This window comes from Candidatus Acetatifactor stercoripullorum (assembly GCF_944382095.1).
GTDB classification, from domain to species: domain Bacteria; phylum Bacillota; class Clostridia; order Lachnospirales; family Lachnospiraceae; genus Acetatifactor; species Acetatifactor stercoripullorum.
The window spans coordinates 35,402-61,654 of sequence record NZ_CALWMU010000017.1 but is presented as its reverse complement, the minus strand read 5'-3'; the positions used below and the strand labels follow the sequence as shown (position 1 = coordinate 61,654).

General features: G+C 48.4%; 24 protein-coding genes, 1 tRNA gene and 1 other RNA gene. 25 read left to right on the top strand and 1 reads right to left on the bottom strand.

What is annotated here, in order from left to right:
* The first annotated feature begins 152 nt into the window (after positions 1-152).
* The 12 genes from SHK35_RS06990 (at position 153) to SHK35_RS06935 (ending at position 12,654) form a co-directional block, all read left to right on the top strand.
* Positions 153-236 (top strand) — tRNA-Leu (locus tag SHK35_RS06990).
* A gap of 81 nt (positions 237-317) precedes the next feature.
* Positions 318-1,613 carry an alcohol acetyltransferase gene (locus SHK35_RS06985; protein ID WP_318709214.1) on the top strand — a complete coding sequence of 432 codons (1,296 nt, stop codon included), beginning with the start codon at positions 318-320 and terminating at the stop codon, positions 1,611-1,613.
* Positions 1,614-1,666: 53 nt separating this feature from the next.
* A complete protein-coding gene (locus SHK35_RS06980; RefSeq protein ID WP_318709213.1) occupies positions 1,667-2,371 on the top strand; it encodes a zinc ribbon domain-containing protein in 705 nt (234 codons plus the stop codon).
* 41 nt (positions 2,372-2,412) lie between these two features.
* Positions 2,413-3,309 carry an alpha/beta hydrolase gene (locus SHK35_RS06975; RefSeq protein ID WP_318704815.1) on the top strand — a complete coding sequence of 299 codons (897 nt, stop codon included), beginning with the start codon at positions 2,413-2,415 and terminating at the stop codon, positions 3,307-3,309.
* Between the two features lie 86 nt (positions 3,310-3,395).
* The gene (locus SHK35_RS06970; protein WP_318704816.1) at positions 3,396-4,400 is read left to right on the top strand and encodes a deoxyguanosinetriphosphate triphosphohydrolase; all 1,005 of its coding nucleotides are present in this window, start codon (positions 3,396-3,398) and stop codon (positions 4,398-4,400) included.
* Between the two features lie 60 nt (positions 4,401-4,460).
* Positions 4,461-6,233: a DNA primase gene (gene dnaG / locus SHK35_RS06965; protein ID WP_318704817.1), complete on the top strand. Its 1,773-nt coding sequence runs from the start codon at positions 4,461-4,463 to the stop codon at positions 6,231-6,233.
* Between the two features lie 71 nt (positions 6,234-6,304).
* Positions 6,305-7,417: an RNA polymerase sigma factor RpoD gene (gene rpoD, locus SHK35_RS06960; RefSeq protein ID WP_318704818.1), complete on the top strand. Its 1,113-nt coding sequence runs from the start codon at positions 6,305-6,307 to the stop codon at positions 7,415-7,417.
* Entirely contained in the window at positions 7,417-8,121 is a 705-nt protein-coding gene (locus SHK35_RS06955) for a tRNA (adenine(22)-N(1))-methyltransferase (RefSeq protein WP_318709219.1), read from the top strand. Before rpoD ends, SHK35_RS06955 begins: the two co-directional genes overlap by 1 nt.
* Before the next feature lie 26 nt (positions 8,122-8,147).
* On the top strand, positions 8,148-9,803 hold the full coding sequence (locus SHK35_RS06950; protein ID WP_318709218.1) for a nucleoside kinase: 1,656 nt from the start codon (positions 8,148-8,150) through the stop codon (positions 9,801-9,803).
* 36 nt (positions 9,804-9,839) lie between these two features.
* Positions 9,840-11,450 carry an ArnT family glycosyltransferase gene (locus SHK35_RS06945; RefSeq protein ID WP_318709212.1) on the top strand — a complete coding sequence of 537 codons (1,611 nt, stop codon included), beginning with the start codon at positions 9,840-9,842 and terminating at the stop codon, positions 11,448-11,450.
* 58 nt (positions 11,451-11,508) lie between these two features.
* Positions 11,509-11,865, top strand: an RNA gene (gene rnpB / locus SHK35_RS06940) — RNase P RNA component class A.
* Between the two features lie 21 nt (positions 11,866-11,886).
* On the top strand, positions 11,887-12,654 hold the full coding sequence (locus SHK35_RS06935; protein ID WP_318709211.1) for a S1 family peptidase: 768 nt from the start codon (positions 11,887-11,889) through the stop codon (positions 12,652-12,654).
* A gap of 65 nt (positions 12,655-12,719) precedes the next feature.
* On the opposite strand, the gene SHK35_RS06930 is transcribed toward SHK35_RS06935, so the two are convergent.
* Entirely contained in the window at positions 12,720-13,058 is a 339-nt protein-coding gene (locus tag SHK35_RS06930; RefSeq protein ID WP_318704821.1) for a helix-turn-helix domain-containing protein, read from the bottom strand.
* 4 nt (positions 13,059-13,062) lie between these two features.
* On the opposite strand from SHK35_RS06930, the gene SHK35_RS06925 reads away from it, so the two are divergent.
* From SHK35_RS06925 to SHK35_RS06865, 13 genes are all read left to right on the top strand, one after another.
* Positions 13,063-13,482: a hypothetical protein gene (locus tag SHK35_RS06925; RefSeq protein ID WP_318709210.1), complete on the top strand. Its 420-nt coding sequence runs from the start codon at positions 13,063-13,065 to the stop codon at positions 13,480-13,482.
* Positions 13,483-13,575: 93 nt separating this feature from the next.
* The gene (locus tag SHK35_RS06920) at positions 13,576-14,454 is read left to right on the top strand and encodes a carbohydrate ABC transporter permease (protein WP_318704823.1); all 879 of its coding nucleotides are present in this window, start codon (positions 13,576-13,578) and stop codon (positions 14,452-14,454) included.
* Positions 14,447-15,256: a carbohydrate ABC transporter permease gene (locus SHK35_RS06915; RefSeq protein ID WP_330638211.1), complete on the top strand. Its 810-nt coding sequence runs from the start codon at positions 14,447-14,449 to the stop codon at positions 15,254-15,256. Before SHK35_RS06920 ends, SHK35_RS06915 begins: the two co-directional genes overlap by 8 nt.
* A 23-nt stretch (positions 15,257-15,279) precedes the next feature.
* Positions 15,280-16,230: a family 43 glycosylhydrolase gene (locus SHK35_RS06910; RefSeq protein ID WP_318709209.1), complete on the top strand. Its 951-nt coding sequence runs from the start codon at positions 15,280-15,282 to the stop codon at positions 16,228-16,230.
* Positions 16,230-17,297 (top strand): dienelactone hydrolase family protein, encoded by a 1,068-nt coding sequence (locus SHK35_RS06905; RefSeq protein ID WP_318709208.1) that lies wholly within the window; start codon positions 16,230-16,232, stop codon positions 17,295-17,297. The genes SHK35_RS06910 and SHK35_RS06905 overlap by 1 nt, the downstream gene beginning before the upstream one ends.
* A gap of 132 nt (positions 17,298-17,429) precedes the next feature.
* The gene (locus SHK35_RS06900; protein WP_318709207.1) at positions 17,430-18,566 is read left to right on the top strand and encodes a CobW family GTP-binding protein; all 1,137 of its coding nucleotides are present in this window, start codon (positions 17,430-17,432) and stop codon (positions 18,564-18,566) included.
* Positions 18,567-18,628: 62 nt separating this feature from the next.
* Positions 18,629-19,558, top strand: coding sequence for a TIGR03943 family putative permease subunit (locus tag SHK35_RS06895; protein ID WP_318709206.1), 930 nt, complete (start codon positions 18,629-18,631; stop codon positions 19,556-19,558).
* 14 nt (positions 19,559-19,572) lie between these two features.
* Positions 19,573-20,844 (top strand): hypothetical protein, encoded by a 1,272-nt coding sequence (locus SHK35_RS06890; RefSeq protein ID WP_318709205.1) that lies wholly within the window; start codon positions 19,573-19,575, stop codon positions 20,842-20,844.
* A gap of 23 nt (positions 20,845-20,867) precedes the next feature.
* Entirely contained in the window at positions 20,868-21,644 is a 777-nt protein-coding gene (locus SHK35_RS06885) for a ZIP family metal transporter (RefSeq protein WP_318709204.1), read from the top strand.
* A 7-nt stretch (positions 21,645-21,651) separates the two neighbouring features.
* Positions 21,652-22,419: a YlmH/Sll1252 family protein gene (locus SHK35_RS06880; protein ID WP_318709203.1), complete on the top strand. Its 768-nt coding sequence runs from the start codon at positions 21,652-21,654 to the stop codon at positions 22,417-22,419.
* A 16-nt stretch (positions 22,420-22,435) separates the two neighbouring features.
* A complete protein-coding gene (locus tag SHK35_RS06875; RefSeq protein WP_318709202.1) occupies positions 22,436-23,392 on the top strand; it encodes a putative ABC transporter permease in 957 nt (318 codons plus the stop codon).
* Between the two features lie 96 nt (positions 23,393-23,488).
* On the top strand, positions 23,489-24,181 hold the full coding sequence (locus tag SHK35_RS06870; protein ID WP_318709201.1) for a response regulator transcription factor: 693 nt from the start codon (positions 23,489-23,491) through the stop codon (positions 24,179-24,181).
* A 20-nt stretch (positions 24,182-24,201) separates the two neighbouring features.
* Positions 24,202-26,229: a sensor histidine kinase gene (locus SHK35_RS06865; RefSeq protein ID WP_318709200.1), complete on the top strand. Its 2,028-nt coding sequence runs from the start codon at positions 24,202-24,204 to the stop codon at positions 26,227-26,229.
* Positions 26,230-26,253 lie beyond the last annotated feature (24 nt).

Genomic DNA, 26,253 nt, shown 5'->3' with positions numbered 1-26,253 from the left:
ATGGGGAAGTGGAAATGAGTGAAAGACTAAAATCTACTTTTACCTATTCAAAGTGGAAATAAACTTTTCACTTCAGGAAATAAAAAAAATAAAAAAAATAGCAAAAATTCTATTGACATTTGGCAGGAAAACATATAAAATATGACTTGTTCGCAGGAATGGCGGAATTGGCAGACGCGCACGGTTCAGGTCCGTGTGGTAGCAATACCATGAGAGTTCAAGTCTCTTTTCCTGCATGACAAGAGAGTGTTAAGTATATGCTTAGCACTCTTTTTTTCAATGTACCATTTGGGTATAATCATGGAGGAAGGTGCTTAATGGAAAAAGGGGTGCGCAGAGATTGGTACAAACTGGATTTGTCCGCTATTGTTTATCCTACCCTGCAGAGACGGGATTTCTCATCCGTATACCGTTTGTCCGTGCTTTTAAAGGAGGAGATTGATCCCGGGGTGCTGCAGCAGGCTGTGGATATGACCCTTCCCAGATTTCCCACCTATAAAGCCGCCATACGAAAAGGTCTGTTCTGGCGGTACTTAGAGCCAAACAACAGGCCGGGGCCTTTTGTGCAGGAGGACGTAAAAAATCCCTGTCAGCCTATGTATTTTAAGGCCAATAATCGATATCTGGTGAAGGTTTATTATTATAGGAACCGGATTGCCCTGGAGGCCCATCACAGTCTGGGAGACGGAACCGGCGGTATGTGTGTGCTGCAGACGCTGGTGGCGGTATATTTAAGGCTTCTGGGACATGAAGAGATTGAAAATGGAGGCTTTGTGCTGGATATCGGCAGGGAACCCGATCCGGAGGAGCTGGAAGACGCTTATATGCGCTACGCCAACGCAAAGGTGCGTCCGCCCAGGCCGGGAGAGAAAACGTACCGGGTGCGGGGCACGAAGGAGCCCTTCTATACGCTTAATATTATTGACGGTATCATGTCCGTGTCCCAGGTGATGGCAGTTGCAAAGAAATACAATGCCACCATAACGGAATATCTCAATGCAGTGCTGTTGTACGCGCTTTTGACAAAGCAGGAAAAAGACTGGCATCTTCGCCTGCGCCCGGTGAAGATAGCAATGCCGGTGAATCTCAGGCGCTTTTTCCCCTCAAAGACACTTCGGAATTTTATTACCATGATCTATCCGGGAGTGGACCCGAGGCTTGGGGACTATACCTTTGAGGAAATTGTAACCCAGGTGCACAACTACATGCGGTATTATCTGAATGAAAAATTTTTAAGGGGAGACATTACGACAAACGCCGCAACCCAGAAAAATCCTCTGATCAGAGTGGTGCCGCTGTTTATCAAGGATTTTGTGGTGCGGATGTTCTATACAAAGGTGCAGGACAAAAATTCCTCCGCGGGGCTGACCAATATGGGAGCCATAAAGGTGCCGGAGGGAATGAAGCCTTATATTGAGCGCTTTGATATCTATATGGGCCAGCCATTTTCCTCCAGGACAAATTGCGCCATAGTCAGCTTTGATGACATTCTGACCATCAACTTTGCAAGCAGTATTATTGAGGCGGATGTGGAGCGGTATTTTTTCCGCAAGCTGGTTTCGGACGGCATTCATGTAAAAATAGAGAGCAACCGTGAGATAACGCAGGAGTAGCGGGAAGCGTTATTGTAAGGAAACAGCGCATAAAAGGCGCGGAAAGGGATAGTATGTCATATTGTGTGAATTGTGGTGTGGAATTGGACCCTTCGGCAAAAAATTGTCCGCTTTGTAATACGCCGGTGATCAATCCGTCGGACCTTAAGACCAGGCAGCAGCCGACACCCTTTCCCAAGGAAAAGGGACAGGTGGAGACTGTGAAGAGAAAGGATTTGGGTATTCTGCTCTCCACGGTGGTTTTGGCTACGGCTGTCACCTGCGGCATTCTCAACGCCTTTGTATTTCAGGGAACCCTCTGGTCTCTGGCAGTGATCGGCGTATGTGTTATTCTGTGGGTGATCATGATACCGGTAGTGATTTATACCAAGCAGTCCATTTATGTTTCTTTGCTGTTTGACGGGGCGGCGGTGATGGTATATCTGTATATGATTGCCTATATGATACAGCGGGATGATTGGTTTTACGGGCTTGGAATGCCCATCGTTTTGTGGGTCACCTTTCTTTCTGAGTGCTTTGTGCTCTGTGTAAGGAAGCTTCCCCGTTCCTTTCTTACGGTGGCCCTTTATCTTTTTACGGCCCTTGCGCTGCTGTGTCTGGGACTGGAATTTTTGATTGATCTTTATCTGGATGGGCAGGCGGCGTTTCAATGGTCGGCCATTGTGGCTACGGTCTGCGTCATTGTGGATATTGCCATCATTACGCTGCTGTCCCGCAGAAGACTGCGCAATGAGGTGAGAAGAAGACTGCATTTTTAAGGAAGGCAATTTGGACTGCAGGTTTGGGAGAATAAGGATATATGAGCAAGGAAAGCAGAAGAAACCAGAATTTGATGCAGCTGATCAAACGGGTGCATGGCCTGGTGGAAAACAGTGATATTGAAAAGCATAGACAGTCCCAGGATTATATTGGAGCTATTTTAGGAAATACCAAGGATATCTGCTACAAAGAGGTAGATATTGACGGTATGTATGGCGAGTGGGTAAGCGTCAACAGACCCCATATGAAAAAATATGTGATTCTCCATTGTCATGGCGGCGGATATTCTACCGGAAGCAGTATGTATGCAAGAACGCTGACCGCAAAGCTTGCGTCGATCGTGTCCATGGACGTATTGTGCTTTGACTACCGTCTTGCGCCGGAGCACCCTTATCCTGCGGCTCTGGAGGACGCTATGAAGGCATGGAATTATCTTATGCTCCTGGGTTATGGGGCGAGAGATATTATTGTCACAGGGGATTCTGCGGGGGGAAATCTTGCCCTTTCCCTGACCCTTAAGCTGAAGCAGGAAAATAGGATGCTCCCAAGAGGCCTGGTGCTTCTCTCCCCCTGGACGGACCTCACCTCGTCGGGGGAATCCTTCGAATCCAGAGCGGAGCTTGATCCTGTGCTGGACAAGGCATATATTGACCGCATGGTTTTGGCTTACGCGGACAAGAGGAACCTGGAGGAACCTCTGATATCTCCTCTGTTCGGGGATTTTCAGAGCTTTCCGCCCACCTACATTCAAGTGGGGGAAAACGAAATCCTGTTAAGCGATGCCCTGCGGCTTTACGAGGCCATGGGGAAGGCGGGTGTATTTGTGAAGCTGGACCGCTTTCCGGGCATGTGGCATGTGTTCCAGATGTCCCCCTTTAAGACGGCCTATGAGGCCATGGAAAAAAATGCGGAGTTTATTTTCGAGATATGCAGGTAGAATAAAGGAATTTCCCACAGTGTGGAGAATATATAAATTAGGAGTATGTTGTAATGTGATTGGGTTTCTTGTAAAGAGAGGCGGACATGACAATTAGAGAAAGCTTGGAACAGTGGGAAAAGGATTATTTGAGTCCTTACGCATCCTTAAGTATGAATTCTAAAGGCAGGCTAAAGCCGGAGGAGCAGTGCGACATCCGGCCTGTTTTTCAGAGAGACAGGGACAGAATCATACACTGTAAGGCCTTTCGAAGGCTGAAGGATAAGACACAGGTATTTTTGACGCCGGAGGGAGATCACTATCGTACCAGACTGACCCATACTCTGGAGGTTTCTCAAAATGCCCGTACCATTGCAAAGGCGCTGAAGCTGAATGAGGAGCTTGTGGAAGCCATTGCCCTGGGACATGATTTGGGGCATACCCCCTTTGGACATGCGGGAGAGCGGGCGTTAAACCGGGTGTGTCCTTTCGGCTTTGAACACAGTGAGCAGAGCGTGCGCACGGTGGACAGGCTGGAGAAGGGAGGCCTGGGCTTAAATTTGACTTATGAGGTGCGGGACGGCATCCGAAACCACCAGACCATAGGAAAGCCTCATACGCTGGAGGGAAAAGTGGTGCGTCTTTCGGATAAGATCGCTTATATTCATCACGACATGGACGATGCCGTCAGAGCCGGAATCTTGAAGGAAAGCGATGTGCCTAAGGAGATTGCGGACGTTGTGGGAAAGACCACAGGAGAGCGTCTGGATCATTTTATACACGATATTGTCACAGCCAGCATGGGCAAAAATGACATATTGATGTCGGAGCCGGTTGGGGAGGCTATGCGAAAGATCAGACAGTTTATGTTTGAGAGAGTCTATCAGAATCCTGAGGCCAAAAGCGAGGAGGGAAAGGCCGAGATGCTGATGGAAACTTTATATTATCACTATTTGAAGCACATAGATGATCTGCCGGAGGAATTTCTTAATCTGATATCGGAGGGAGAGCCCAGAGAAAAGGTGGTATGCGACTATGTGGGAGCGATGAGCGACCGCTTCGCCATAGCGCAGTATGAAGAGATCTATATACCAAAGTCCTGGCATATATAAAACAAAAGCACGGCTTTAAGAAAGGATTTACATAAAGCGCGGCTTCATGGGAGTAATGAAATGTATTATTCTGAGGAGATTGTGGAAGAAGTCAGAATGAGAAACGACATCGTGGATGTGGTGTCGGGATATGTAAAGCTTCAAAAAAAGGGCAGCAGTTATTGGGGGCTGTGTCCCTTTCATAACGAGAAATCCCCCTCCTTTTCCGTATCGGATACCAGGCAGATGTATCACTGTTTTGGCTGTGGTGCAGGTGGAAATGTGTTTACCTTTCTCATGAAATATGAGAATTATTCCTTTCCGGAGGCAGTGAGGGCTCTGGCGGAGCGGGCCGGAGTGGCCTTGCCGGAGCCGGAATATTCGGAAGAGGCAAGAAGAAGAGAGAACAGGCGCGCCAGACTTTTGGAGGTGTGCAAAGAGGCAGCAACCTATTTTTATTTTATGCTTCGAAGCCCCCAGGGAACCACGGGCCTTCAATACCTGAAGAAGCGTGAGCTGACCGATGAGACCATGAAAAAATTCGGATTGGGCTATGCGGGCAAAAATGGAGCGCAGCTTGTGGAGTACCTGCGTAAGAAGGGCTTTGAGGATCAGCTGATCAAGGAGGCGGGTCTTGCTAATTTTTCGGAGAGGCACGGTCTTTTAAGCCAGTTTTGGAACAGGGTCATGTTTCCCATACAAGACATTAATCACCGGGTAATCGGCTTTGGGGGCCGTGTTATGGGGGAGGGAGAGCCTAAATATCTCAATTCTCCAGAGACTCCCATATTTGATAAGAGACGCAACCTGTATGGTTTAAATTTTGCCCGCAGGGCAGGAAGCGGCAACCTGATTCTTTGTGAGGGTTATATGGATGTAATCGCCATGCATCAGGCCGGGTTTACCCAGGCAGTGGCGTCCCTTGGCACAGCGTTCACTTCAGAACAGGCTTCCCTGCTGCGGCGCTATACAGACAATGTGCTGCTTGCCTATGACAGCGACGGCGCCGGAGTGAAAGCGGCCCTTCGCGGTATCGGCATTCTGCGGGAAGCGGGGCTTACAGCCAGAGTCATTGACATGCGGCCCTATAAGGACCCGGATGAGTTTATGAAAAATCTGGGGAAGGAGGCCTTTGGAGAACGCATTGCAAAGGCGGAAAACAGCTTTTTCTTTGAAATACGGATTATGGAAGCGGGTTATGATATGGAGGACCCGGAATCCAAGACACGGTTTCACCGGGAGATCGCAAGGAAGCTTTGTGAGTTTAAGGAGGAAGTGGAGAGAGAAAATTATCTGCAGGCGGTGGCAGAAAAGTATCATATCGGGACGGAGCAGCTGCGCAGACTGGTGCTGTCCGCCGCGGTGGCCACAGGAGGCGCAGAGCCTGCAAGGAGACCCAGGACCACCGCTTCCCGCAAAAGCAGCCCTGAAGAAGGAGCAAAGAAATCCCAGCGGCTTTTGATTACCTGGATTACGGACGAGCCTTCCCTTTATGAAAAAATCAAAGGGTATATTACGCCGGAGGATTTTACGGAGGAGCTGTACAGGAAGGTGGCCGAGAAGCTGTTTTTGGACCTGGAGAAGGGAGAGCTTCGGCCTGCCGGCATTATCAGCATGTTTGAGGAGGAAAATGACCAGCGGGAGGCGGCGGCTCTTTTTAACACCAGTCTGCCAAAGCTGGAGACAAAGCAGGAGAAGGAAAAGGCGTTTCATGACATTGTGTTTTCGGTAAAGAAAAACAGCTATGAATATTATACGGCCAGGCTGGGGGCGGATATGACAGCCCTGAATCAGGTAATTGCTGGAAAAAAAGCCCTGGAAGAGCTGGCAAAAACGCATATTTCCCTGGATTAAGGTTAAGAATAAAAAAAGCCACAGACAATTACAAAGGAAGTAAATTTCCCAGGAAGGAAGGAACGAACAACATGGATGAAAACACACAGGCAAAATTTGACGAGAAGGTAAAAGAGCTTCTGAATATGGCGAAGAAGAAAAAGAACGTTCTCGAATATCAGGAGATCAGTGATTTCTTTGCGGATATGCCGCTGGAAGAGGAGCAGTTTGAAAAAATTCTGGAGGTACTTGAGCAGAATAATGTGGATGTTCTGCGCATCACAGAAGAGGACGATGTGGACGATGAGGAGATCATACTCACGGAGGACGACGAGGTGGATGTGGAAAACATCGACCTTTCGGTTCCCGACGGCGTCAGCATCGAGGATCCTGTCCGCATGTATCTGAAGGAAATCGGCAAGGTGCCTCTTTTGAGCGCGGAGGAGGAAATAGAGCTGGCAAAGCGGATGGAGCTGGGGGATCAGGAGGCCAAAAAGCGTTTGGCAGAGGCAAACTTACGTCTGGTGGTGAGCATTGCCAAAAGATATGTGGGCCGGGGGATGCTGTTTCTTGATTTGATTCAGGAGGGCAACCTGGGTCTGATTAAGGCTGTGGAAAAATTTGATTACCGCAAGGGCTATAAATTTTCCACCTATGCAACCTGGTGGATTCGCCAGGCCATTACCAGGGCCATCGCAGATCAGGCGCGGACCATACGAATCCCGGTTCACATGGTGGAGACCATCAATAAGCTGATCCGGGTCAGCAGACAGCTTCTGCAGGAGCTTGGAAGAGAGCCCTCTCCGGAGGAAATTGCCCAGGAAATGAATATGCCTGTGGAGCGGGTGAGGGAGATTTTAAAAATCAGCCAGGAGCCTGTTTCTCTGGAGACGCCCATCGGCGAGGAGGAGGACAGCCACCTGGGCGATTTCATACAGGACGATAATGTGCCGGTTCCCTCGGATGCAGCGGCCTTTACCTTATTAAAGGAGCAGCTGGTGGAGGTTTTGGGAACTCTCACAGAGAGAGAACAAAAGGTGCTGCGTCTGCGGTTTGGACTGGACGACGGGAGAGCCCGCACTCTTGAAGAGGTGGGAAAGGAATTTAACGTGACCCGTGAGCGTATCCGTCAGATAGAAGCCAAGGCCCTTCGAAAGCTGCGTCATCCCAGCCGCAGCCGGAAGCTGAAGGATTATCTGGATTGATGAAGGTTGTACTCTCCCGCAGGCTGCAGGCTCTGGCCGATATGGTGACTTTGGGGAACCGGGTGGCAGATGTGGGATGTGACCATGGCTTTTTGTCCATCTATCTTGTGCAGAATCAGATCAGTCCCCGGGTTTTGGCAATGGATGTGAGAGAAGGGCCCCTGGCCAGGGCAAAGGAACACATCGCCAGGTGCGGGCTGGGAAGCTACATAGAGACCCGTCTTTCCGATGGGCTTAGTGCATATGAAAAGGGAGAAGCCCAGACGCTTGTGTGCGCAGGCATGGGAGGACGGGTGATGACCAAAATTCTTGCCTCGCAGGAAGAGAAAGCAAAAAGCTTTTCGGAGCTGATTTTGCAGCCCCAGTCGGAGATTCCCCAGTTCCGCAGATTTTTACAGGACGGGGGATATAAAATCCAGGAAGAGAATATATTGTGTGAAGAGGGAAAATATTATTTTATGATGAAAGCCGTCTACACAGGACAGGAGATCGATAATCAAAGTGAGCTCTTTTTGGAATTTGGGGAAAAGCTTTTAGAGGACAGAAATCCGGTACTCAGGGAATATCTGGAATACCGGCTGAAAACCACCCTGGAGATAGAAAAGGAGCTGAATTTCGGGGAAAAGGACAGGGCAAAGGAGCGTTTGTGCCAGGTGAGGCAGGAGCGGAAGCGCCTTCTGGAGGCACTGTCATATTGGGAGTAAGTATGACTGAAAGGGCAGGAAGAAAAATGATTACGGTAACGATAAAGGGTGAGAAGAAACAATTTCCCCAGGGAACAACCTATGAGACTGTGGCAGCGCCTTATCAGGAGGCATATGACAATATGATTGCAGTGGTATCGGTGAATGGTAAAATTCGTGAGCTGTTTAAGAAGCTCACAAAAGACTGTACCATTGATTTCTTTACCCTGCGGGACGATGTGGGATACAAGACCTATGTGCGCACTGCCACCATGCTGTTTTTAAAAGGCATATACGATGTGTTTGGCAGTAAGGCGGCCCAGGGAAGCCGGGTGGAGTTTGCCATAGGACATGGCTCTTATATCAGAGCGGGAGAGGGCGTCTTGGTCTCAGCGGAAAGTGCCAGGCAGATCAAGGATAGAATGTGGCAGCTGGTGGAACAGAAAACACCGTTCTATAAGCGCCTGTACTCTCTTGATGACGCCATGGAGCTGTTTCGCACACAGGGCATGAGGGACAAGGAAAAGCTGTTTCGGTACAGAAGAAGCTCCTTTGTAAATATCTATGAAATAGAAGGCTATTATGATTATTATTATGGATATATGCTGCCCAATGCAGGCTATGTGAAGTGGTTTGATGTGATACCCTATGATGAAGGCTTTATGCTGCTTCTGCCTTCTAAAAAGAACCCTTCTGTAGTGGAGCCTTTTACGGAACGCAAAAAGCTGTTTGCAACCCTGAAGGAGTCTGAGGAATGGGGAAGAAAGGTGGGCATTGAGACAGTCGGGGATTTGAATGATCAGATCTGCAGCGGTTCTTTAAGCGAGCTGATTTTGGTGCAGGAGGCTAAACAGGAGCGCAAGATCGGCGAGATTGCCAAGGATATCGTAAGCAGAGGGAATGTGAAGTTTGTTATGATTGCAGGCCCTTCCTCCTCGGGCAAAACCAGTTTTTCCCACAGACTGTCCATACAGCTTCGCACGCTTGGGAAAGTGCCCCATCCCATCGCCCTGGACGACTACTTTGTGGACCGGGAATTTACGCCCAGAGACGAAAAGGGAGATTACAACTTTGAATGTCTTGAGGCCATTGACATTAAAAAATTTAATGAGGATATGTGCAGACTGCTGAAGGGAGAGAGGCTGGAGCTTCCCACCTTTAATTTTAAAACCGGAAAAAGAGAATATAACGGGAAATATAAGAAACTGGGCCCTGACGACATTTTGGTCATTGAGGGAATCCACGGGCTGAATGGAAAGACATCCTACGCCCTTCCTGAGGAAAGCAAGTATAAAATTTATATCAGCGCGCTCACCAATATCAATATTGACGAGCACAACCGGATTCCTACTACGGACGGAAGGCTGCTGCGCCGTCTGGTGCGGGATGCCAGAACCAGGGGAGCGGATGCCAAAAGAACCATTTCCATGTGGCCGTCGGTGAGAAGAGGGGAGGAGGAAAATATTTTTCCCTATCAGGAGGATGCAGACGCCATGTTTAACTCGGTGCTAATCTATGAGCTGGCAGTTTTGAAGCAGTTTGCAGAACCCTTGCTTTTTCAGATATCCAAGGAGGATAAGGAGTATCATGAGGCGAAGAGGCTGCTTAAGTTTTTAGACTATTTTCTGGGTGTGACCAGCGAGAGTCTCCCCAACAATTCTATCTGCAGGGAATTTGTAGGCGGCAGCTGCTTTCAGGTTTAGGACGGAAAAATCATAAGCACAGGGGGAAGGATACGAATGAAAGAGCACGGAGAACAAAAACAAAGGGAAGCCGGAGAAGGTCTGGCTGTTTTAGCCAATTGGATTGTGCGGATCTGTGGGACTGCCATATTTTTGTTTCTGACCTGGTATTCTTTTCGGTATACCCAGTACATGAATCCGGGAGGAGAGGAGATACCCTTAAACGTGTGGGATTCCATGAGCAGAAACCTGCTGGTTCTGCTGTTTGCGGGGGCGTTTCTTGTCTTTTTGGCACAGGTGGAAAAACGTTTTTCGCAGCAGGTGAAAAATAGGATCAAACAGGCCGCGCTTGCTTTAACCCTGCTCTGGATTGGAGGGTGGAGCTTTTGGTGGATTACCGGTGCGGACAGACTGCCAACGGGTGACCAGGCCTTTGTTTATGGAGGGGCTTCCTATTTTCTGGAGGGCAATTATGAATTTTTGGCCCAGGGCGGATACTTCGGCATGTATCCCCATCAACTGGCGCTGACTGCGCTGATGGAGCTGCTTTTTGTTTTTGTGGGGACATATAATTATTTTGCCTTTCAGGTGATCTGCGCTTTTCTTGCGGTGGGCATTGTCTTTTTAGGTTATCGGATTGTGGAAGAGATTGTGGACCAGATGAGTGTTTTGGTGTTTTACTGTGCCACTATGCTGGGATGCCTGCCTCTGATTTTTTATACCAGCTGGGTGTACGGAGATATCCCCAGCATCTTTTTCTCCCTGCTGGCGGCATGGGCCCTTCTGCGGTATGGAAAAAAATCTCATTGGGGTTATCTGGTGCTGTGTGTCTTTTCTCTGACCATGGGGATTTTGGTGCGAAAAAATTCTTTGATTCTTCTCATTGCTTTTTGTCTGGTGTCCCTTGTATGGGCCGTTTACCGCAAGGATAAGAAACTGCTGAAGGCAGCCGTCCTGGCGGTTTTGCTGCCCTGGCTGCTTTATATGGGAATTTACAAAATGTATGAGCTTCGTTCCGGTTATGAGCATTCTCAGGGTCTGCCTGTGCTTTCCTGGGTCTCCATGGGACTGCAGGAGAATAACGGCAAGTATGGCTGGTATTTTGACTATCCCAGAAGGATTTATTATGAGAATGATTGTGACAGGGATATCACGGAAGAAGTGGTAAAGCAGGATATTCGTGAAAGGCTTGGGGTGTTTCGGTCCGATCCTTCCTATGCGTGGACTTTCTTTCGGGAAAAGCTGCTGTCTCAGTGGAATGAACCCTTGTATCAGTCCCTGTATTTTAACACAGAATATGTGGAGGGGTTTGAACCTCCGGCGGATTCCCTGACGGCGAAGCTTGGGGGAGAATACTTTTTGAAGGTGCTTTGGGTTTGTGACAGGCTGCAGTTTGTTGTGTATTTCGGCATGCTTTTATATTTTGTCCTTGCTGTCAGGCCAAAAAGCAATCCTTTGCAGCATCTGCTGGCGGTGATGATGATAGGAGGCTTTTTGTTCAGCATTTTCTGGGAGGCTAAGGCAAGATATGTGCTGCCCTATTATGTCACAATGTTTTCTTTTTCCGCAGTGGGATACTGGCAGCTTATGGAGCAGATCTTCGGCATGATAAGGGGCAGAGGGCGTAAGGATAAAGATAATATCATTAAATTCAGGAAGGCGGCATAATTCAGGTATCATTTTTTTCTTGCGAAATGTACCGTGGCAGGATATAATCATTGACAGGTAAGTAGGACAAATAATCGCGGCTGCATTTTGTGCAGGTGAGGAAAGTCCGGGCTTCACAGGGCAGGATGCCAGATAACGTCTGGTGGAGGCGACTCCAAGGCTAGTGCAACAGAAATATACCGCCGGAACCGTTTCTTTGAGGCGGAGTCCGGTGAGGGTGGAAAGGCAGTGTAAGAGACTACCGTCCGTCTGGCAACAGGCGGAGCCATGTAAACCCCATCCGAAGCAAGACCAAAAAGAAAGCGACAGGCTTGCCCGGCCTGCTTTCAGGTAGGTCGCTTGATGCGGCTGGCGACAGCCGTACTAGATAGATGATTATTCGCGACATAACCCGGCTTACCGTCCTGCTTACCCCCAAAAAGCCAGGGAGGTGCGCGTGATAAAAAAAGGCATGATTGTTTTGGCGGGGGCATTTCTTTTGGCCGCCGCAATATTTTTTTTCCAGAGATTTTATGTGGAAGAGGAAGGGAAGGCTTACGGGGAGAGCAATCCGGCTAAGGAGAGTGTGCTTCCCCAGGCTTCCCTGATTTTTTCGGAAAATCCCGAGGAAGAAAATCTGGCCGGAATGCTGCAGGAGGAGGCTTCTGGCATGATGGTGCAGGTTCTGGCCAGGGGAAGCGGGGGCAGCGGTATTCTCTATAATGGAGATGAAAATGAACTGACGGTGTTGACGGCGGCTCATGTGCTTGGGCAGGAGAATGAGAGTGTATGGGTGGTATTTGCCGACGGATGGGCTGTGGAATGCCAGGTATATGAAAAGGCGGCGGATGCTGACCTGGCTTTTTTATCTGTACCGGTTTCAGATATTCCCAAGGAACATCTGGAAACCTATTGCCACGCGGCGGTGGATAAGGAAAGCTATGATTCCCTTGAGGCGGGAGACGGCGTGATTGTAATGGGTTCCTACGGGGGACCCGGCGAAAACGCCTATGAGGGAACGCTTCAGGAAACATGGGTCTATCTGGAGGATTTCTCTCAATATATGATGCTCATAAAAGCTCCCGCCGTACAGGGAATGTCCGGGGGAGGGGTGTTTGATCTAAACGGGCATTTCATCGGCCTTTTGTGCGGAGGGAATGAAAATGGAGAGCTGGCGGCGCTGCCTCTTGCTTTGATTGAGGCGGAATATGAAGAACAAAATTAGAGAACCTGCAGGGGGAGGAGGAAAGCTTCCCTCTGCAGGTTCTTTGCTGGGGCAGAATCGTTTTTTTATTTCGTAAAGCTGGAAAAATCCTGAATATGACACTCCGCCAGATTGGAACAGATATAATAGCCCTTGCGCCATTTTGCGGGGGAACATCCCACGTGGTTTTTGAAGGTGCGGATGAAGTTGGTGTAATCGTTGAAACCGCAGGCCTCGGCGGTTTCTGTGACGGAAAGGCCGTTTTCCAAAAACTGTTTCGCCAGTGTGAGCTTTTTGGTGAGGATATATTGCTTCAGGGTGATTCCCGTCTGGCGCACAAATTGAGAGCAGATGTAATTTTCCGTATAGGAATAGGCTTGGGCAAGCTTGGAAATTTTTAAATCTTCGTTGATGTGGGAGTCCACATAGGTGATGATATCACTGACCAGCCTGGTTTATGCGGCAAGCGGCGGCAGCAGCTGGATGATCACAAGCAACTGCAGCGATTATGAGACGGCTTTGGATCTTTTGACTACAGTGATGGGCGGAGAGCTGAGCGATGCGTTTTATCAGGACATCCTTTTGGACTCCAATTATATCGCAGGTTATCTTCCCACTGCGGGAAATGAAGAAATCTATAATACGCCGGATGATTTCTTCAACGGAGACACCATTTATGCAACCCTGGGACAGTTTGTGGACCAGCTTCCTGCAAGCAATACCAGCTCTGCTTATGATGAGACGATAAACGCCGTAGCCACGGCACTGACCAATGTGCTCAACGGCGCTGATATACAGTCGGAGCTGGACAATGCACAGTCCACTGTGGATTTTGCCATGGGAAATTGACGGACTCAAGCAATGGAAATTTTATGCAGAGGGCATCGAAAGGTGCCCTCAAAATATAGCATTCCTGCGCTGCGCTTCGGAATGGAGATAAATATGAAGAAGATGACAAACACAAAGAGACATACAGTAGTCGGATGGCTTTTTTTGCTTCCGGCTGCGCTTTTAATCTGCTTTATGAGCTTCCGCCCCATTTTTCAGGCTTTTTTAACATCTCTGAAAACAGGGATCGGCAATCAGATGACCTTTACGGGGCTTTCAAATTATGCCAGATTGTTGGAGGATAAGACGCTTCTGACGGCTGTAACCAATACGCTGATTTATATGATCCAGATTCCCGTCATGCTGGGACTGGCCCTGTGGCTGGCAACGCTCCTAAACAGGAAGGGACTAAAATGCAAAGGACTGTTTCGGGTTTTGCTGTTTCTGCCCTGCGCCACGGCGTCGGTTTCCTACTCTTTGATTTTCCGCATTATGTTTGCTTACAACGGAATGATTAATACCTTTTTGGTATCTGCCGGCATTCTGGATACGGGATACAATTTTTTCGGAAATCCCTGGTCGGCGCGTCTGATTATTCTGCTGGCGCTTGTCTGGCGGTGGACGGGCTATAACATGGTTTTTTTGTCCGCAGCCTTGCAGAATATTGATGAGAGCATATATGAATCGGCGGTTTTGGACGGAGCCTCGGAGCTTCAGAAATTTTTTAAGATCACCATTCCCCTGATAAAGCCTACACTGATTCTGCTTTGCATTATGACGGTAAACGGAACCATTCAGCTGTATGACGAATCGGTGAACTTAACGGGAGGAGGACCTGCCAACTCCACTTTGTCCATATCCCATTATATTTATAATCTGTCCTTTGAGTATACGCCCAATTTCGGATATGCTACAGCCATCTCTTTTGTGATCTTTGTGGTGGTTGCGGTATTGTCCCTGATTCAGATGAAGGTAGGTGACAAACGTGAATAAAAGAAAGCTTGCGGGAACCTATGTGGTGCTGATGATTGCAGTAATCTTTTCTGTGTTTCCCATATACTGGATGTTTGTGTCCGCTACAAATACCCACGCCCAGATTATCACGGGAAGACTTTTGCCGGGAAGCAATCTGCTCACAAATTTGAAAAACCTGCTGGAGGCCAAGAATATTGGAACGGCAATGGCCAATTCCTTTAAATATTCCATTACCCAGACGCTTCTTGCGCTGCTTGTAAGCTCCATTGCGGGCTATGGTTTTGAAATTTACAACGACAGGGGAAAGGATTTTGTCATGAAAATCCTGATGCTGTCCATGATGGTGCCGTCCATTTCCACAGTGATACCGCTGTATACCATGTTTTCCAGAATGGGACTTTTAAATTCCACCCTGGCTTTTGTGCTGCCGGGTATTTCCTCCGTGTTTTTGATTATGCTGTTCAGACAGGGAGCCCGGGCTTTTCCTCATGAAATCATACAAGCGGCCAGAGTGGACGGGCTGAATGAACTTCAGATTTTTTTCCGTATGTTCGTGCCTATTATGGCGCCTACCTATGTGGCAGCTTTGACCATAACCTTTATGAATTCCTGGAACAGCTATATGTGGCCCAGTATTATTATGCTGAATAATGATTCCGTCACTATGCCTCTTCTGATTGCGAACCTGATGTCCGGCTATACCCAGGACTATGGCTTGATTCTGCTGGCGGTTTCTATCTGTACAATACCTGCCATTATTATTTTTACGGTGCTGCAGAGATATTTTACTGCCGGGATTACCGGCTCCGTTAAAATGTAATTACATCCGGGAGGGAAGGAATCATGAAAACCTTAAAAAATGGCGAATTATGGTATGATACCCAGGGCAATGTGATCCATGCTCATGGGGGCTGTATGCTTAAGAAGGACGGTTATTATTATTGGTATGGTGAGAACCGAAACGATGATAATTATATCAGCTGCTACCGTTCTGCGGATTTGCGGGAGTGGGAATTTCGCAGACACATTCTGACGACCCATTCTCCCGTCAGCAAAAGCAGGGTGAAGGCATCCCTTACGCTTGTAAACGAAAAGGGAGGTAAGGTGAATCTGGAACGCCCCAAGGTGCTCTATAATGCTGCCACAAAAAAATATGTATTGTGGGTGCATTATGAAAACGGGGAAAATTACAGAGAGGCGGCCTGCGCCGTGGCCACCTGCGACGTGCCGGACGGAGATTTCGTTTACCACGGGCACTTTAACCCCTTTGGGTATATGTCACGCGATTGTACTTTGTTTCAAGAAGAGGACGGCACGGCTTATTTTATTTCTGCGGCCAGGGATAATGCGGATCTGCATATCTATCGGCTTCAGGAGGATTATCTGAACATAGATTCCCTGGTGAACAGGCTGTGGCAGGGAGAGTACAGGGAGGCCCCGGCTGTCTTTCAGAGAAATGGCACCTATTATATGCTGACCTCCTTCTGCACGGGCTGGAAGCCCAATCAGGGAAAATACGGAACCGCTGAAAGCATGGACGGAAAATGGTCCATATTGAAGGAATTCGGGGATGAAACTACCTTTCATACCCAGCCGGCCTTTGTGATGCCCATTGGAAGTCCGGACAACAGAGAATTTCTCTATATTTCGGACCGCTGGGACGAAGAAGATTATAATCATTCCAGCTATGTCTTTTTGAAGCTGACATTTGACGCTGAGGGCGGCCTGCATCTGGAATACGATGAGAATGCGCCCCTGGACGTGGAGGGAAGGCCGGAAGGAGAAAGGAATTGATGATGGAGAGATCTGTGGAGCTTCCTGATATCCTGACTGCCTGCTCCGGCAGGCGGATAGAGAACAGCCAGGACTGGGAGCGCTTTCGGCGTCCGGAGCTTTTAAATCTGTTTACAGGGTGCATTTATGGCTACTGTCCTTTTCCCGTGCCATGGGCGGTATCCTATGAAAGAATAGGAGTGATCCGTCAGGGGTCATGGGGAAGGCGGGAACAGCTTGTACTGCACCTGCCGGGATTTTCTTTCCCTCTCGCATTGTATCTGCCAGAGGGGAGAGGTCCCTTTAAAGTAGTGGTCTATTTGAGATTGACCAATGAGAGGGAAACGGTAATTCCGCTGAACCGGATTTTACAGCGGGGCTATGCGGTTTTGCTTCTCTGGGTGGAGGATGTGGCCCCGGATGTTCCGGACACTTTTGAGAAGGGGATTTTTAAGAGCCTTTCGGGGAAGAGAGGAAGAAAGGACTGCGGCGCTATGGGGGCATGGAGCTATGCTCTTAGCCGGGTCATGGATTATATAGAACAGGACGAAAGGCTTCTGGCGGCAAAAAGCGTATTGGCGGGCTTTTCCCGGGGAGGCAAATGCGCCCTGTGGACAGCGGCGGCGGATCAGCGTTTTGCGCTCTGCGCAGCCTTTCATTCCGGATGTACGGGAGCGGGCCTAAGCAGATGGGGCAGCAAAAACAAGGAAACGGTAAAAGAGATTACGCAGAAGTTTCCCTATTGGTTTTGTGAGGCTTATGGGGCATATGGGGAGAAAGAAGAGTACCTTCCCGTGGACCAGCATATGCTGCTTGCGCTGATTGCCCCCAGATTTCTGTACCTGGCAGGTTCCCTGGAGGATCCCTGGGCGAACCCGGAAAGCGAGCTGGAAAGCGCATGGCTGGCCTCCGAGGCCTATGCACTGTATGGTCTTTGGGGGCTTAAGCTGCCGGAGGAACTCAAGGAAGGAAAGCTGTATAAGGAAGGCAGAATTGGGTGCTATATCCATAAGGGCGTACATGAAATGACGGAGATGGAGTGGGAACTTCTGCTGGATTTTGCAGATGAAAAATTTTTGTTTCAGTAATTGTAAAACAGGTTATGGCAAGGGCGCAGAGAAAGCATCTCTGCGTCTTTTCCTATTGACAATCAAGTCATAATGGAGGAGAATAAAAGGCAGTGGCGGGCAGATTCTGCCCGAAGGAAAGGAAGTAGAAAAATGACAAAGATTGACGTGGTGTCTGGATTTCTGGGAGCAGGAAAGACAACCTTGATAAAGAAGCTTTTGCAGGAGGCGCTTTCAGGAAGCAAAACAGTGCTGATTGAGAATGAGTTTGGTGAAATCGGCATTGACGGCGGGTTCTTGAAGGAGTCGGGAATTGAAATCAAGGAGATGAATTCCGGCTGCATCTGCTGTTCTCTGGTGGGAGACTTTGGCGCCTCCTTAAAGGAAGTCATAGAAACCTATGAGCCGGAGAGAATATTGATTGAGCCCTCCGGCGTGGGAAAGCTTTCCGACGTGTTAAAGGCAGTGGACAATGTGGCCTTAGACCTGGATGTACAGGTAAACAGCGCTGTTGCAGTGGTGGATGCCGCAAAGTGCAAAATGTATATTAAGAATTTCGGCGAGTTTTTTATCAATCAGATTGAATATGCGGGAACCGTTATTTTGAGCAGAACGGATAAGGTTTCTGAGGAAAAGATTCATGCCTGTGTGGAGCTGATCCGCCAGTATAACAAAAAGGCGGCCATTATTACCACGCCCCTTAAGCAGCTGGACGGAAAGGATGTACTGGAAACCATCGAAGGAGCGGATAGACTGGAAGATATGATGCAGGAACTGCTTAAGGAGGCCTGCGGCCATGAACACCATCACCATGAGGAAGACTGCGGCCATGAACACCACCATCACCATGAGGAAGCTTGCGACCATGAGCACCACCATCACCATGAGGGAGACTGTGGCCATGAGCACCATCATCACCATGAGGAGGGCTGTGACCATGAGCACCATCATCATCATGATGAGGACTGCGACTGCGGCTGCCATGATCATCATCATGAGCATGGACATCATCATGCGGACGAAGTGTTTACCAGCTGGGGGGTGGAGACGCCTAATGTATACAGTGCTGAGGAAATAGAGCAGATTCTGACGGCCTTAGACAGCGGTGAGTACGGCGCTGTGCTGCGGGCAAAGGGGATGCTTCCCGCCGCGGATGGTTCTTGGATTTATTATGATTATGTTCCGGGCGAGCATGATGTGAGAAGCGGCAGGCCTATGGTAACGGGAAAGATATGCGTTATCGGGTCAAAGCTTGACGAAGAAAAGCTTGGGGAGCTGTTTCGGCAGTAGTGTAAAGAGAAAGCTGAGTCTGTGATGATACTTCACGGATGTTGGAAAGGCAGGAGCGCGGCATGAAGCCAGTATATGTGATAAACGGTTTTTTAGAAAGCGGCAAGACGGAATTTATTACCTTTACGCTGGGGCAGCCCTATTTTCAGATCAGGGGAAAAACATTGCTTCTTTTATGCGAAGAGGGTGAAATCGAATACGAGGAGGAGCTTTTAAAAAAGAGCAGGACGGAAGTGGAGCTGATTGAGCAGGAGGAGGATTTTAATCCCTCTCACCTGCTGGAGCTGGAAAAAAAGCACAAGCCGGAACGGATCATTATAGAATACAATGGCATGTGGAACTTTAAAAATATGAAGCTTCCGAGACAGTGGAGAATAGAGCAGCAGATCACCACCATTGACGGCTCTACGTTTCCCATGTATTATACAAATATGCGTTCCCTTTTGGCGGAAATGATCCGAAATTCTGAAATGATTATTTTTAACCGTTGTGACGGAATCGCCGATCTGAATAATTACAAGCGGAATATCAAGGCCGTAAATCCGTCGGCTGACGTAATTTTTGAGGACTCCAATGGTGAGATTGACGAAATCTTTGAGGATGATCTTCCCTATGACTTAAATCAGGATACCATTGTCCTGGACAATGAGGGTTATGGTATCTGGTACCTGGATTCCATGGACCATCTGGAGCGGTATTTCGGGAAAAAGCTGCAGTTTGTGGCAATGGTGTTAAAACCGGATCATTTTCCGCAGGATTATTTTGTGCCTGGAAGAATGGCTATGACCTGCTGTGCCGACGACATGGCCTTCTTGGGCTATGCCTGCCAGTTTGCCGGGGCAGGTGCCCTGAAGCAGAAGGAGTGGGTAAAGGTGACGGCGACTGTTTCCAGGGAGTATTGGGCAGACTACAAGGGAGAGGGCCCGATTCTTCATGCGCTCAGCGTGGAAAAGACAAAGGCGCCTAAGGATGAAATTATCAGCTTTACTTAAAGGAATCAGGTGATATGAAGCAGATGCGAATCGGTGAAAAAATCGGCTGGAGCAAAGAGAGCAGAATCGGAAGGCTTGTATTTATTCTGCTGCTTTTTCTCTATACCGGAGTAATGCTGTATCTGTTTTTGATGCAATGCTATGAAGTGCCGGATTTCATATCAGATATGCCGGCTTATGTGGAAAAGACGGCTGGGATAGCGGGAGACTATGAGTTTCCCTATCCCTTGTTTTTTACTGTGGCAAAGCTTTTTGCTGTTTTTTTGGGAGCGCCTGCGGCAGTGGCTGTGACAACGGCGATTTTGAATTCCTTTGGCGTGTGTACGGCAAAATATTATATGAACCGTCAGGTAAGGTCTTTTGTCTGCTATGAGGAGATGAGCGAAAAAAAACGCTGCATGACAGATATTTGCGTGACTGGTGCGGTGTTCGCCCTATTTTTACTGGGGAATCTTTATTCTCCCAAAAATACGGCTTTTTTTGGATTTGATTATGCTTACAGGTGTATGGGAATTTATACTCCCAACCCGGTGTGGAACGCTACCTATATGGCAACCAGACCCTTTGCGGTCATCTGCTTTTTCGAGGCGGTAAATCTGCTCTCAGAGTACAGAGAAAATTTTCAGTGGAAGAAATGTGTGCCTTTTGCGCTCAGTCTGTTTCTTACAACCATAACAAAGCCAAGCTATACTTTGGTAGTGGTTCCGGTGTTTGGACTGGTTCTATTGTTTCATGCAATCAGGAGTAAGGGGAAAAGCTTAAAAAATGCCTTTTTCGTGTGTGTCACAATGATCCCTACCGGTATTGATCTTTTGTACCAGTATTCCGGGGTTTTTTCGGGAACCAACGCTTTGGGAGAGGAGACAGGAATCGGCTTTGCCTTTGCAAAGGTATGGGGCAATTTTTCCAGTAATATCCCCTTAAGTATTGTGATGGGGATGGCACTGCCTTTGGGCGTGCTTGTGCTGAATCTGGGAGAGCTTAAGAAAAACGGGGCATACCGCTTTGCATGGCTGAATTATCTTATGGGAGCCGGAATGTTTCTTGTACTGTATGAAAAAGGCTTTCGGATGCTCCACGCCAATTTTTCCTGGGGATATATGCACGGGATGTTTTTTGTGTTTTTGATGACATTGGTTTTGGTGATCAAGAATACCGTGCAGTGGAGGAAAAGCTGGAGAATTATATTCGCAGCGGCAGAGTGGGCAGTGCTTTTGGCGCATTTGGCATGCGGATTGAATTTTTTGTGGTATGCCTTGCAGGGAAATGACTTGGCGGGCTTTTAAAAACAATGGAAATGAGGACAGTTATGCAGATTTTGATCGGACTTCTGATACCGTTTCTGGGAACCGCCCTGGGAGCGGCCTGTGTGTTTTTTCTGAAAAATCAAATTGGACCCAATGTCCAGAGAATGTTTACCGGGTTTGCTGCGGGGGTTATGGTGGCTGCTTCCGTGTGGTCCCTTTTGATTCCCGCCATGGACATGAGCGGGGAGATGGGGAAGCTTGCGTTTATACCGGCGGTTGCAGGCTTTCTTCTTGGAATTTTGTTCCTTCTTTTGCTGGACAGTCTGGTTCCCCATCTGCATATGGGCAGCAATGTGCCGGAGGGAAGAAAGAGCGGCTTTGGAAGGACCGCTATGCTCCTGTTTGCTGTGACCATTCATAATTTTCCGGAGGGAGCTGCCTGCGGCGCTATTTTTGCGGGGGTTTTAAGCGGGGAAGGTTCTGTTACCATGGCGGGGGCATTGGCCCTGTCCTTGGGAATTGCGCTGCAGAATTTTCCGGAGGGAGCCATTATCTCCCTGCCCCTTCGCAGTGAGGGAAACAGCAGAGCAAAATCCTTTTTGCTGGGAACCTTGTCGGGGGCGGTAGAGCCGTTTGGAGCCCTTTTGGCCATCGGCCTTGCGGGAGTGGTAACGCCCATTCTTCCTTATATGCTTTCCTTTGCAGCAGGAGCCATGATTTATGTAGTTGTGGAGGAGCTGATACCGGAGGCCAGCACGGGCAGCCATTCCAATATGGGCACCATAGCCTTTGCCATCGGTTTTTCTCTTATGATGGTGCTTGACATAGCGTTAGGGTGAAAAAGTAATGCAGGAAAATGAAAAAGACATACAAAAGCTGAACAATAGATTCAGGGAGCTGGCAGAGAAATCTTTTCAGCAGAATTTGTTTACCTTCACTGGCTTTTTGGGGCTTTCGGAGCAGGATGCTTTCTTTCGTCTGGAGAGGGAACTGTCTTATGCAGGCTGTACTCTTTTTGGGGGAAGAGAGAATGCGGAGAGAAGGATGCTTCGGTTTGGAAGTCCGCAGGAGTTTGGTTATGATGTGCCTTTCCCCATTGTCTGTATCCATATCCGTCCGGTGGCTGCAAAATTTGCTGACAGCCTCTCCCACAGGGATTTTCTGGGGGCCTTGATGAATCTTGGAATCGAGAGAAGCACCCTGGGGGATATCATGGTGGGAGATAAGGAGGCGTATCTGTTTTGTGCGGATTCCATGGGAGACTATATCTGTGAGCAGCTTACCCAGGTCAGGCACACCAGCGTGACCTGCGCAATTACGGAGAATTTTGAGGAAATTCCAATGGAGGAGCCGGTGCGCCAGAGAATCCAGGTGTCCTCCCCAAGAGTGGATGCTTTGCTTGCGAAGGTATATAACAAATCAAGGAGCGACTGTCTGGAGCTGTTTCGGGCCGGGCGTGTCTTTGTAGACGGCAGGCTGTGCGAGAGTAACTCCAGGCTGCTTAAGGGCGGCGAGACGGTAAACGCCAGAGGCTTTGGAAAATTTGTTTATACGGGCCAGGCGGGAGAGACGAGAAAAGGGAAGCTGAATGTGGAGGTAGCCGTGTTCAGATAGAAATGAGGGCGAGAATATGTATCATTACACAGTTGTGCAATGGCTGTTTTTCTTTTATTTTTATTGCTTTTTTGGCTGGTGCTTTGAATCGGCCTATGTGTCTATAAAGTCTAAAAGGCTGGTGAACAGGGGATTTATGCGGGGCCCCTTTCTGCCGCTGTACGGCTGCGGGGCAATTATGATGCTGATGGTTTCCAAGCCCTTTCAGGAGAATTTGGTTTTGGTATATATTGCCGGCTGTCTGGGAGCAACGGTTCTGGAATATGTGACCGGTGTGACAATGGAGGCGCTCTTTAAGGTCCGGTATTGGGATTATTCCAAAAATAAATTTAATTTTCAGGGACATATTTGTCTCGGCTCCTCACTGGCCTGGGGAGGGCTGACGATTCTTATGACAGAGGTAATCCATAAGCCCGTAGAGCGGCTGGTGCTGTCCATACCTGGCAGATATCTGGGAATTATAACGTTTTTGCTTTCGGTGTATATTTGTGTGGATTTTGCACTTTCCTTCAAGGCGGCTTTGGATCTGCGGGATATTCTGGTGCAGATGGAGCGGGCCAAGGAAGAAATGATGCGTATTCAGAAGCGTCTGGACGTGATTATTGCATTGACGGAAGAGGATTGGTCCAGCCGTAAGAGTGAATTTGCGGACGGTCTGGCTTTGCGCAAGGGCGAGATCAAAGAAGGAATCTCCATGCGGATGGAGGATGTGAAGGCCCAGATTGACGAGACATTGGAAAAATTGAAGAATCTGGCGCAGACAAAGCCCAATGCGTATCTGGACAGCGTGAAGGAGGAAATTTTCGACCTGAAGGTGAAATATAAAAGCAGTCTGGATTATCGCAGCCGTCTTGGAAAGCTTAAGGACTTTTTCCAAAGGGGCCTGATTCGTTCCAATCCGACCATGAACTCTGAGAAATTTAAGGAAGCGCTGGAGGAATTAAAGAAAAATTCTCAGAAAAAGAGAAAATAAGGAGAGGGAAGCAAGCCAAGTTAAAGAAATCTTAAACACTTGGCTTGTTTTTTGTTAAGAAGCATTTTGGTAAAATCAAAAGCAGGAGGGTGAGAAATGTACAACATATTAATATGTGACGATGAGAAGGATATTGTAAATGCACTAAAAATTTATCTGCAGGATGAAAACTATCAGCTGTTTCAGGCCTTTGACGGAAAGCAGGCCCTGCGGGTGATCGAGGAGAATGAGATTCATCTGGTGCTTTTGGATATTATGATGCCTGAGCTTGACGGGATATCCGCAATGGTAAAAATACGGGAAAGAAGCAATGTTCCCATTATTCTGCTCACTGCAAAAAGTGAGGATACGGATAAGGTTCTGGGACTGAATGTGGGGGCGGACGATTATGTAACAAAGCCCTTCAATCCCGTAGAGGTGGCTGCCAGAGTGAAATCCCAGCTGCGGCGTTATATGCAGCTGGGCAGTGGGAAAATAAGGACAGATATTCTTAAGGTTGGGGGCATTGAGCTGGATGATAAGGAAAAGCTGGTTACCCTGGACGGTGAGGAGGTTTCTCTTACGCCTACGGAGTATGAAATTTTAAAGCTTTTGATGGAGCATGCGGGACAGGTCTTTTCCCCCAGGGAGATTTACACGAAAATCTGGAACGATCTGCCTTATGGCAGTGAAAACACAGTGGCGGTACATATCAGACACCTGCGGGAGAAACTGGAGATTAACCCCGCAGAGCCCAGATATTTGAAGGTGGTATGGGGCCAGGGCTACAAATGTGAAAAGAAAGAATAAGAAGGGAAAACGGAGGCAATATGAGCAAGAGGCAAGGTGACAGGAGATTAACGGGAAGCACGGGAGCCAGAGTTGCGGCTTTTTTTCTGCTGGTGGTCAGTTTTGTTCTGGGACTGGCATCTGCAGCGGCAGCTTTGTGGATGTATGGGCCTAATTACGGCAGCAAGAAGGAGATGGTGGATGCACTGATCTGGACAAGCGTGAGAGAGGATCTGGATGTGGCGGAGAGTTATTATCGCATGGCCCTGGAACAGGTTTCTCTTAGAAGGGAGGCTGAGGCCCTGCAGGGAAACCTCAAAGAAAGCCTCTCTGGAATGCTGGAAGAAGATATGGGGGATTATTTCGCCGGCCGAAACAGCAGCGCAGAGCTGTATTTGGAAGGGGAGCTGGTGTGGAGCTGCTATGACGGCACCGACACTCCCTATGTCTACAATAGCCTGAATGTGATTCCGGCGGAATGGATCAGAGAAGATGTCCCGGAGACTGATGCAGACAGGGAAGCTGTGGAGGAGCCGGAAGCTGTGGAGGAGCCGGAATATGCGGAGTATGCTGTCTATCTCTATGTGGACCCGGAATTTCCCATAGGAGACGGTTATCAGGTCAGCGCACATAATGCGGATATACTCTATGAACTGCGGAGCGTCCTGCCGGGAATTGCGCTGCTTTGCATTGTGGTATTTTGCCTTTCCTTTATCTTTTTGATGTGCAGTGCGGGACATAAAAACGGACGGGAAGGCGTGGGGCCTGGAGTGCTCACGGAGCTTCCCCTTGATCTTCTGACGGCGGCCTTTGGCTTTGTGGCTTTTCTGGGGCTTATACTTGTCTATTCCTTTATGAATTACTCCGTGGAAATGTTTGCCCTTTCCGTGCTGATTGTGGGAGCGCTGGAGATAGTGTGGTGTACTATTTTCTGCATGGAATTTGCTCTGCGTTTAAAGCTTGGAAAATTTTGGAGAAACACCATTGTCTACAGAGTGCTCAGGTTTCTTTTCCGGACGGTCAAAAAGCTTGTGGGAACGTTAGTCTGGCTGGTGGGAAAAATTCCTCTTGTGATGAATGTGGTGCTGGTATTTGGCGTAATCTGTGTTGTGGAGCTTTTTGGACTTTTGGGCTTTGGTTTACGATTACATCTGGGTATGCTGTGCTTTCTTTGGCTGATGGAAAAGATTGTACTGTTTTTGGGCGTTTTATATATTGCGTTGGTGTTTCAGAAGCTTTTGCAGGGAAGCAGAGCCATTGCCAGAGGGGATTTATCCTATCATGTGGATACCTCCAGAATGATTTTGGATTTTAAGGAGCATGGGGAAAACCTAAACCGCATCGGAGAGGGGATCGGGAAAGCGGTGGAGGAACGCATGAAAAGCGAGCATTTGAAAACAGAGCTGATTACGAATGTTTCCCATGACCTGAAAACGCCGTTGACCTCCATTATTAACTATGCGGACCTGATAGGCAGCGAAAGACTGGAAAACGAGAAGGTGAAGGAGTACGCGGAGGTTTTGCTCCGCCAGTCCAGACGGCTGAAAAAGCTGTTGGAGGATCTTGTGGAGGCTTCCAAAGCCACCACAGGCAATCTTGAGGTGAATCTTACACCCTGTGACATTGGCGTGATGCTTTCACAAGCGGTGGGAGAGTATGGTCAGCGTTTCGCAGAAAAGCAGCTGGAGCTGATTGTAAGACAGCCGGAGGAAGCGGTGCGCATTTTAGCCGACGGCAGACATCTTTGGAGAATCTTTGACAACCTGTTTAACAATATTTATAAGTATGCCCAGGAAAATTCCAGAGTGTATCTGAATGTGGAGTGTACGGGAGAAAACGCTGTCATTCTGTTCCGAAATATGTCCAAATATGCGCTGGAGCTTTCGCCCCAGGAGCTTGAAGAGCGATTTGTCAGGGGAGATAAATCAAGACATATGGAAGGAAACGGCCTTGGGCTTTCCATTGCCAAAAGCCTCACGGAGCTGCAGAAGGGATCAATGGAGATTGTGACGGATGGTGACTTGTTTAAAGTGATTCTGCGGTTTCCTCTGCTGCAAAACGAAAGCTGAAAAAGAGACTTGGCGGTAAGCTGT

Excerpts from the sequence above, each read along its gene's own strand:
- SHK35_RS06985 (WP_318709214.1), top strand. The coding sequence starts at position 318 with ATGGAAAAAGGGGTGCGCAGAGATTGGTACAAACTGGATTTGTCCGCT.
- SHK35_RS06980 (WP_318709213.1), top strand. The coding sequence starts at position 1,667 with ATGTCATATTGTGTGAATTGTGGTGTGGAATTGGACCCTTCGGCAAAA.
- SHK35_RS06975 (WP_318704815.1), top strand. The coding sequence starts at position 2,413 with ATGAGCAAGGAAAGCAGAAGAAACCAGAATTTGATGCAGCTGATCAAA.
- SHK35_RS06970 (WP_318704816.1), top strand. The coding sequence starts at position 3,396 with ATGACAATTAGAGAAAGCTTGGAACAGTGGGAAAAGGATTATTTGAGT.
- dnaG (WP_318704817.1), top strand. The coding sequence starts at position 4,461 with ATGTATTATTCTGAGGAGATTGTGGAAGAAGTCAGAATGAGAAACGAC.
- rpoD (WP_318704818.1), top strand. The coding sequence starts at position 6,305 with ATGGATGAAAACACACAGGCAAAATTTGACGAGAAGGTAAAAGAGCTT.
- SHK35_RS06955 (WP_318709219.1), top strand. The coding sequence starts at position 7,417 with ATGAAGGTTGTACTCTCCCGCAGGCTGCAGGCTCTGGCCGATATGGTG.
- SHK35_RS06950 (WP_318709218.1), top strand. The coding sequence starts at position 8,148 with ATGATTACGGTAACGATAAAGGGTGAGAAGAAACAATTTCCCCAGGGA.
- SHK35_RS06945 (WP_318709212.1), top strand. The coding sequence starts at position 9,840 with ATGAAAGAGCACGGAGAACAAAAACAAAGGGAAGCCGGAGAAGGTCTG.
- SHK35_RS06920 (WP_318704823.1), top strand. The coding sequence starts at position 13,576 with ATGAAGAAGATGACAAACACAAAGAGACATACAGTAGTCGGATGGCTT.
- SHK35_RS06910 (WP_318709209.1), top strand. The coding sequence starts at position 15,280 with ATGAAAACCTTAAAAAATGGCGAATTATGGTATGATACCCAGGGCAAT.
- SHK35_RS06905 (WP_318709208.1), top strand. The coding sequence starts at position 16,230 with ATGATGGAGAGATCTGTGGAGCTTCCTGATATCCTGACTGCCTGCTCC.
- SHK35_RS06900 (WP_318709207.1), top strand. The coding sequence starts at position 17,430 with ATGACAAAGATTGACGTGGTGTCTGGATTTCTGGGAGCAGGAAAGACA.
- SHK35_RS06895 (WP_318709206.1), top strand. The coding sequence starts at position 18,629 with ATGAAGCCAGTATATGTGATAAACGGTTTTTTAGAAAGCGGCAAGACG.
- SHK35_RS06890 (WP_318709205.1), top strand. The coding sequence starts at position 19,573 with ATGAAGCAGATGCGAATCGGTGAAAAAATCGGCTGGAGCAAAGAGAGC.
- SHK35_RS06885 (WP_318709204.1), top strand. The coding sequence starts at position 20,868 with ATGCAGATTTTGATCGGACTTCTGATACCGTTTCTGGGAACCGCCCTG.
- SHK35_RS06880 (WP_318709203.1), top strand. The coding sequence starts at position 21,652 with ATGCAGGAAAATGAAAAAGACATACAAAAGCTGAACAATAGATTCAGG.
- SHK35_RS06875 (WP_318709202.1), top strand. The coding sequence starts at position 22,436 with ATGTATCATTACACAGTTGTGCAATGGCTGTTTTTCTTTTATTTTTAT.
- SHK35_RS06870 (WP_318709201.1), top strand. The coding sequence starts at position 23,489 with ATGTACAACATATTAATATGTGACGATGAGAAGGATATTGTAAATGCA.
- SHK35_RS06865 (WP_318709200.1), top strand. The coding sequence starts at position 24,202 with ATGAGCAAGAGGCAAGGTGACAGGAGATTAACGGGAAGCACGGGAGCC.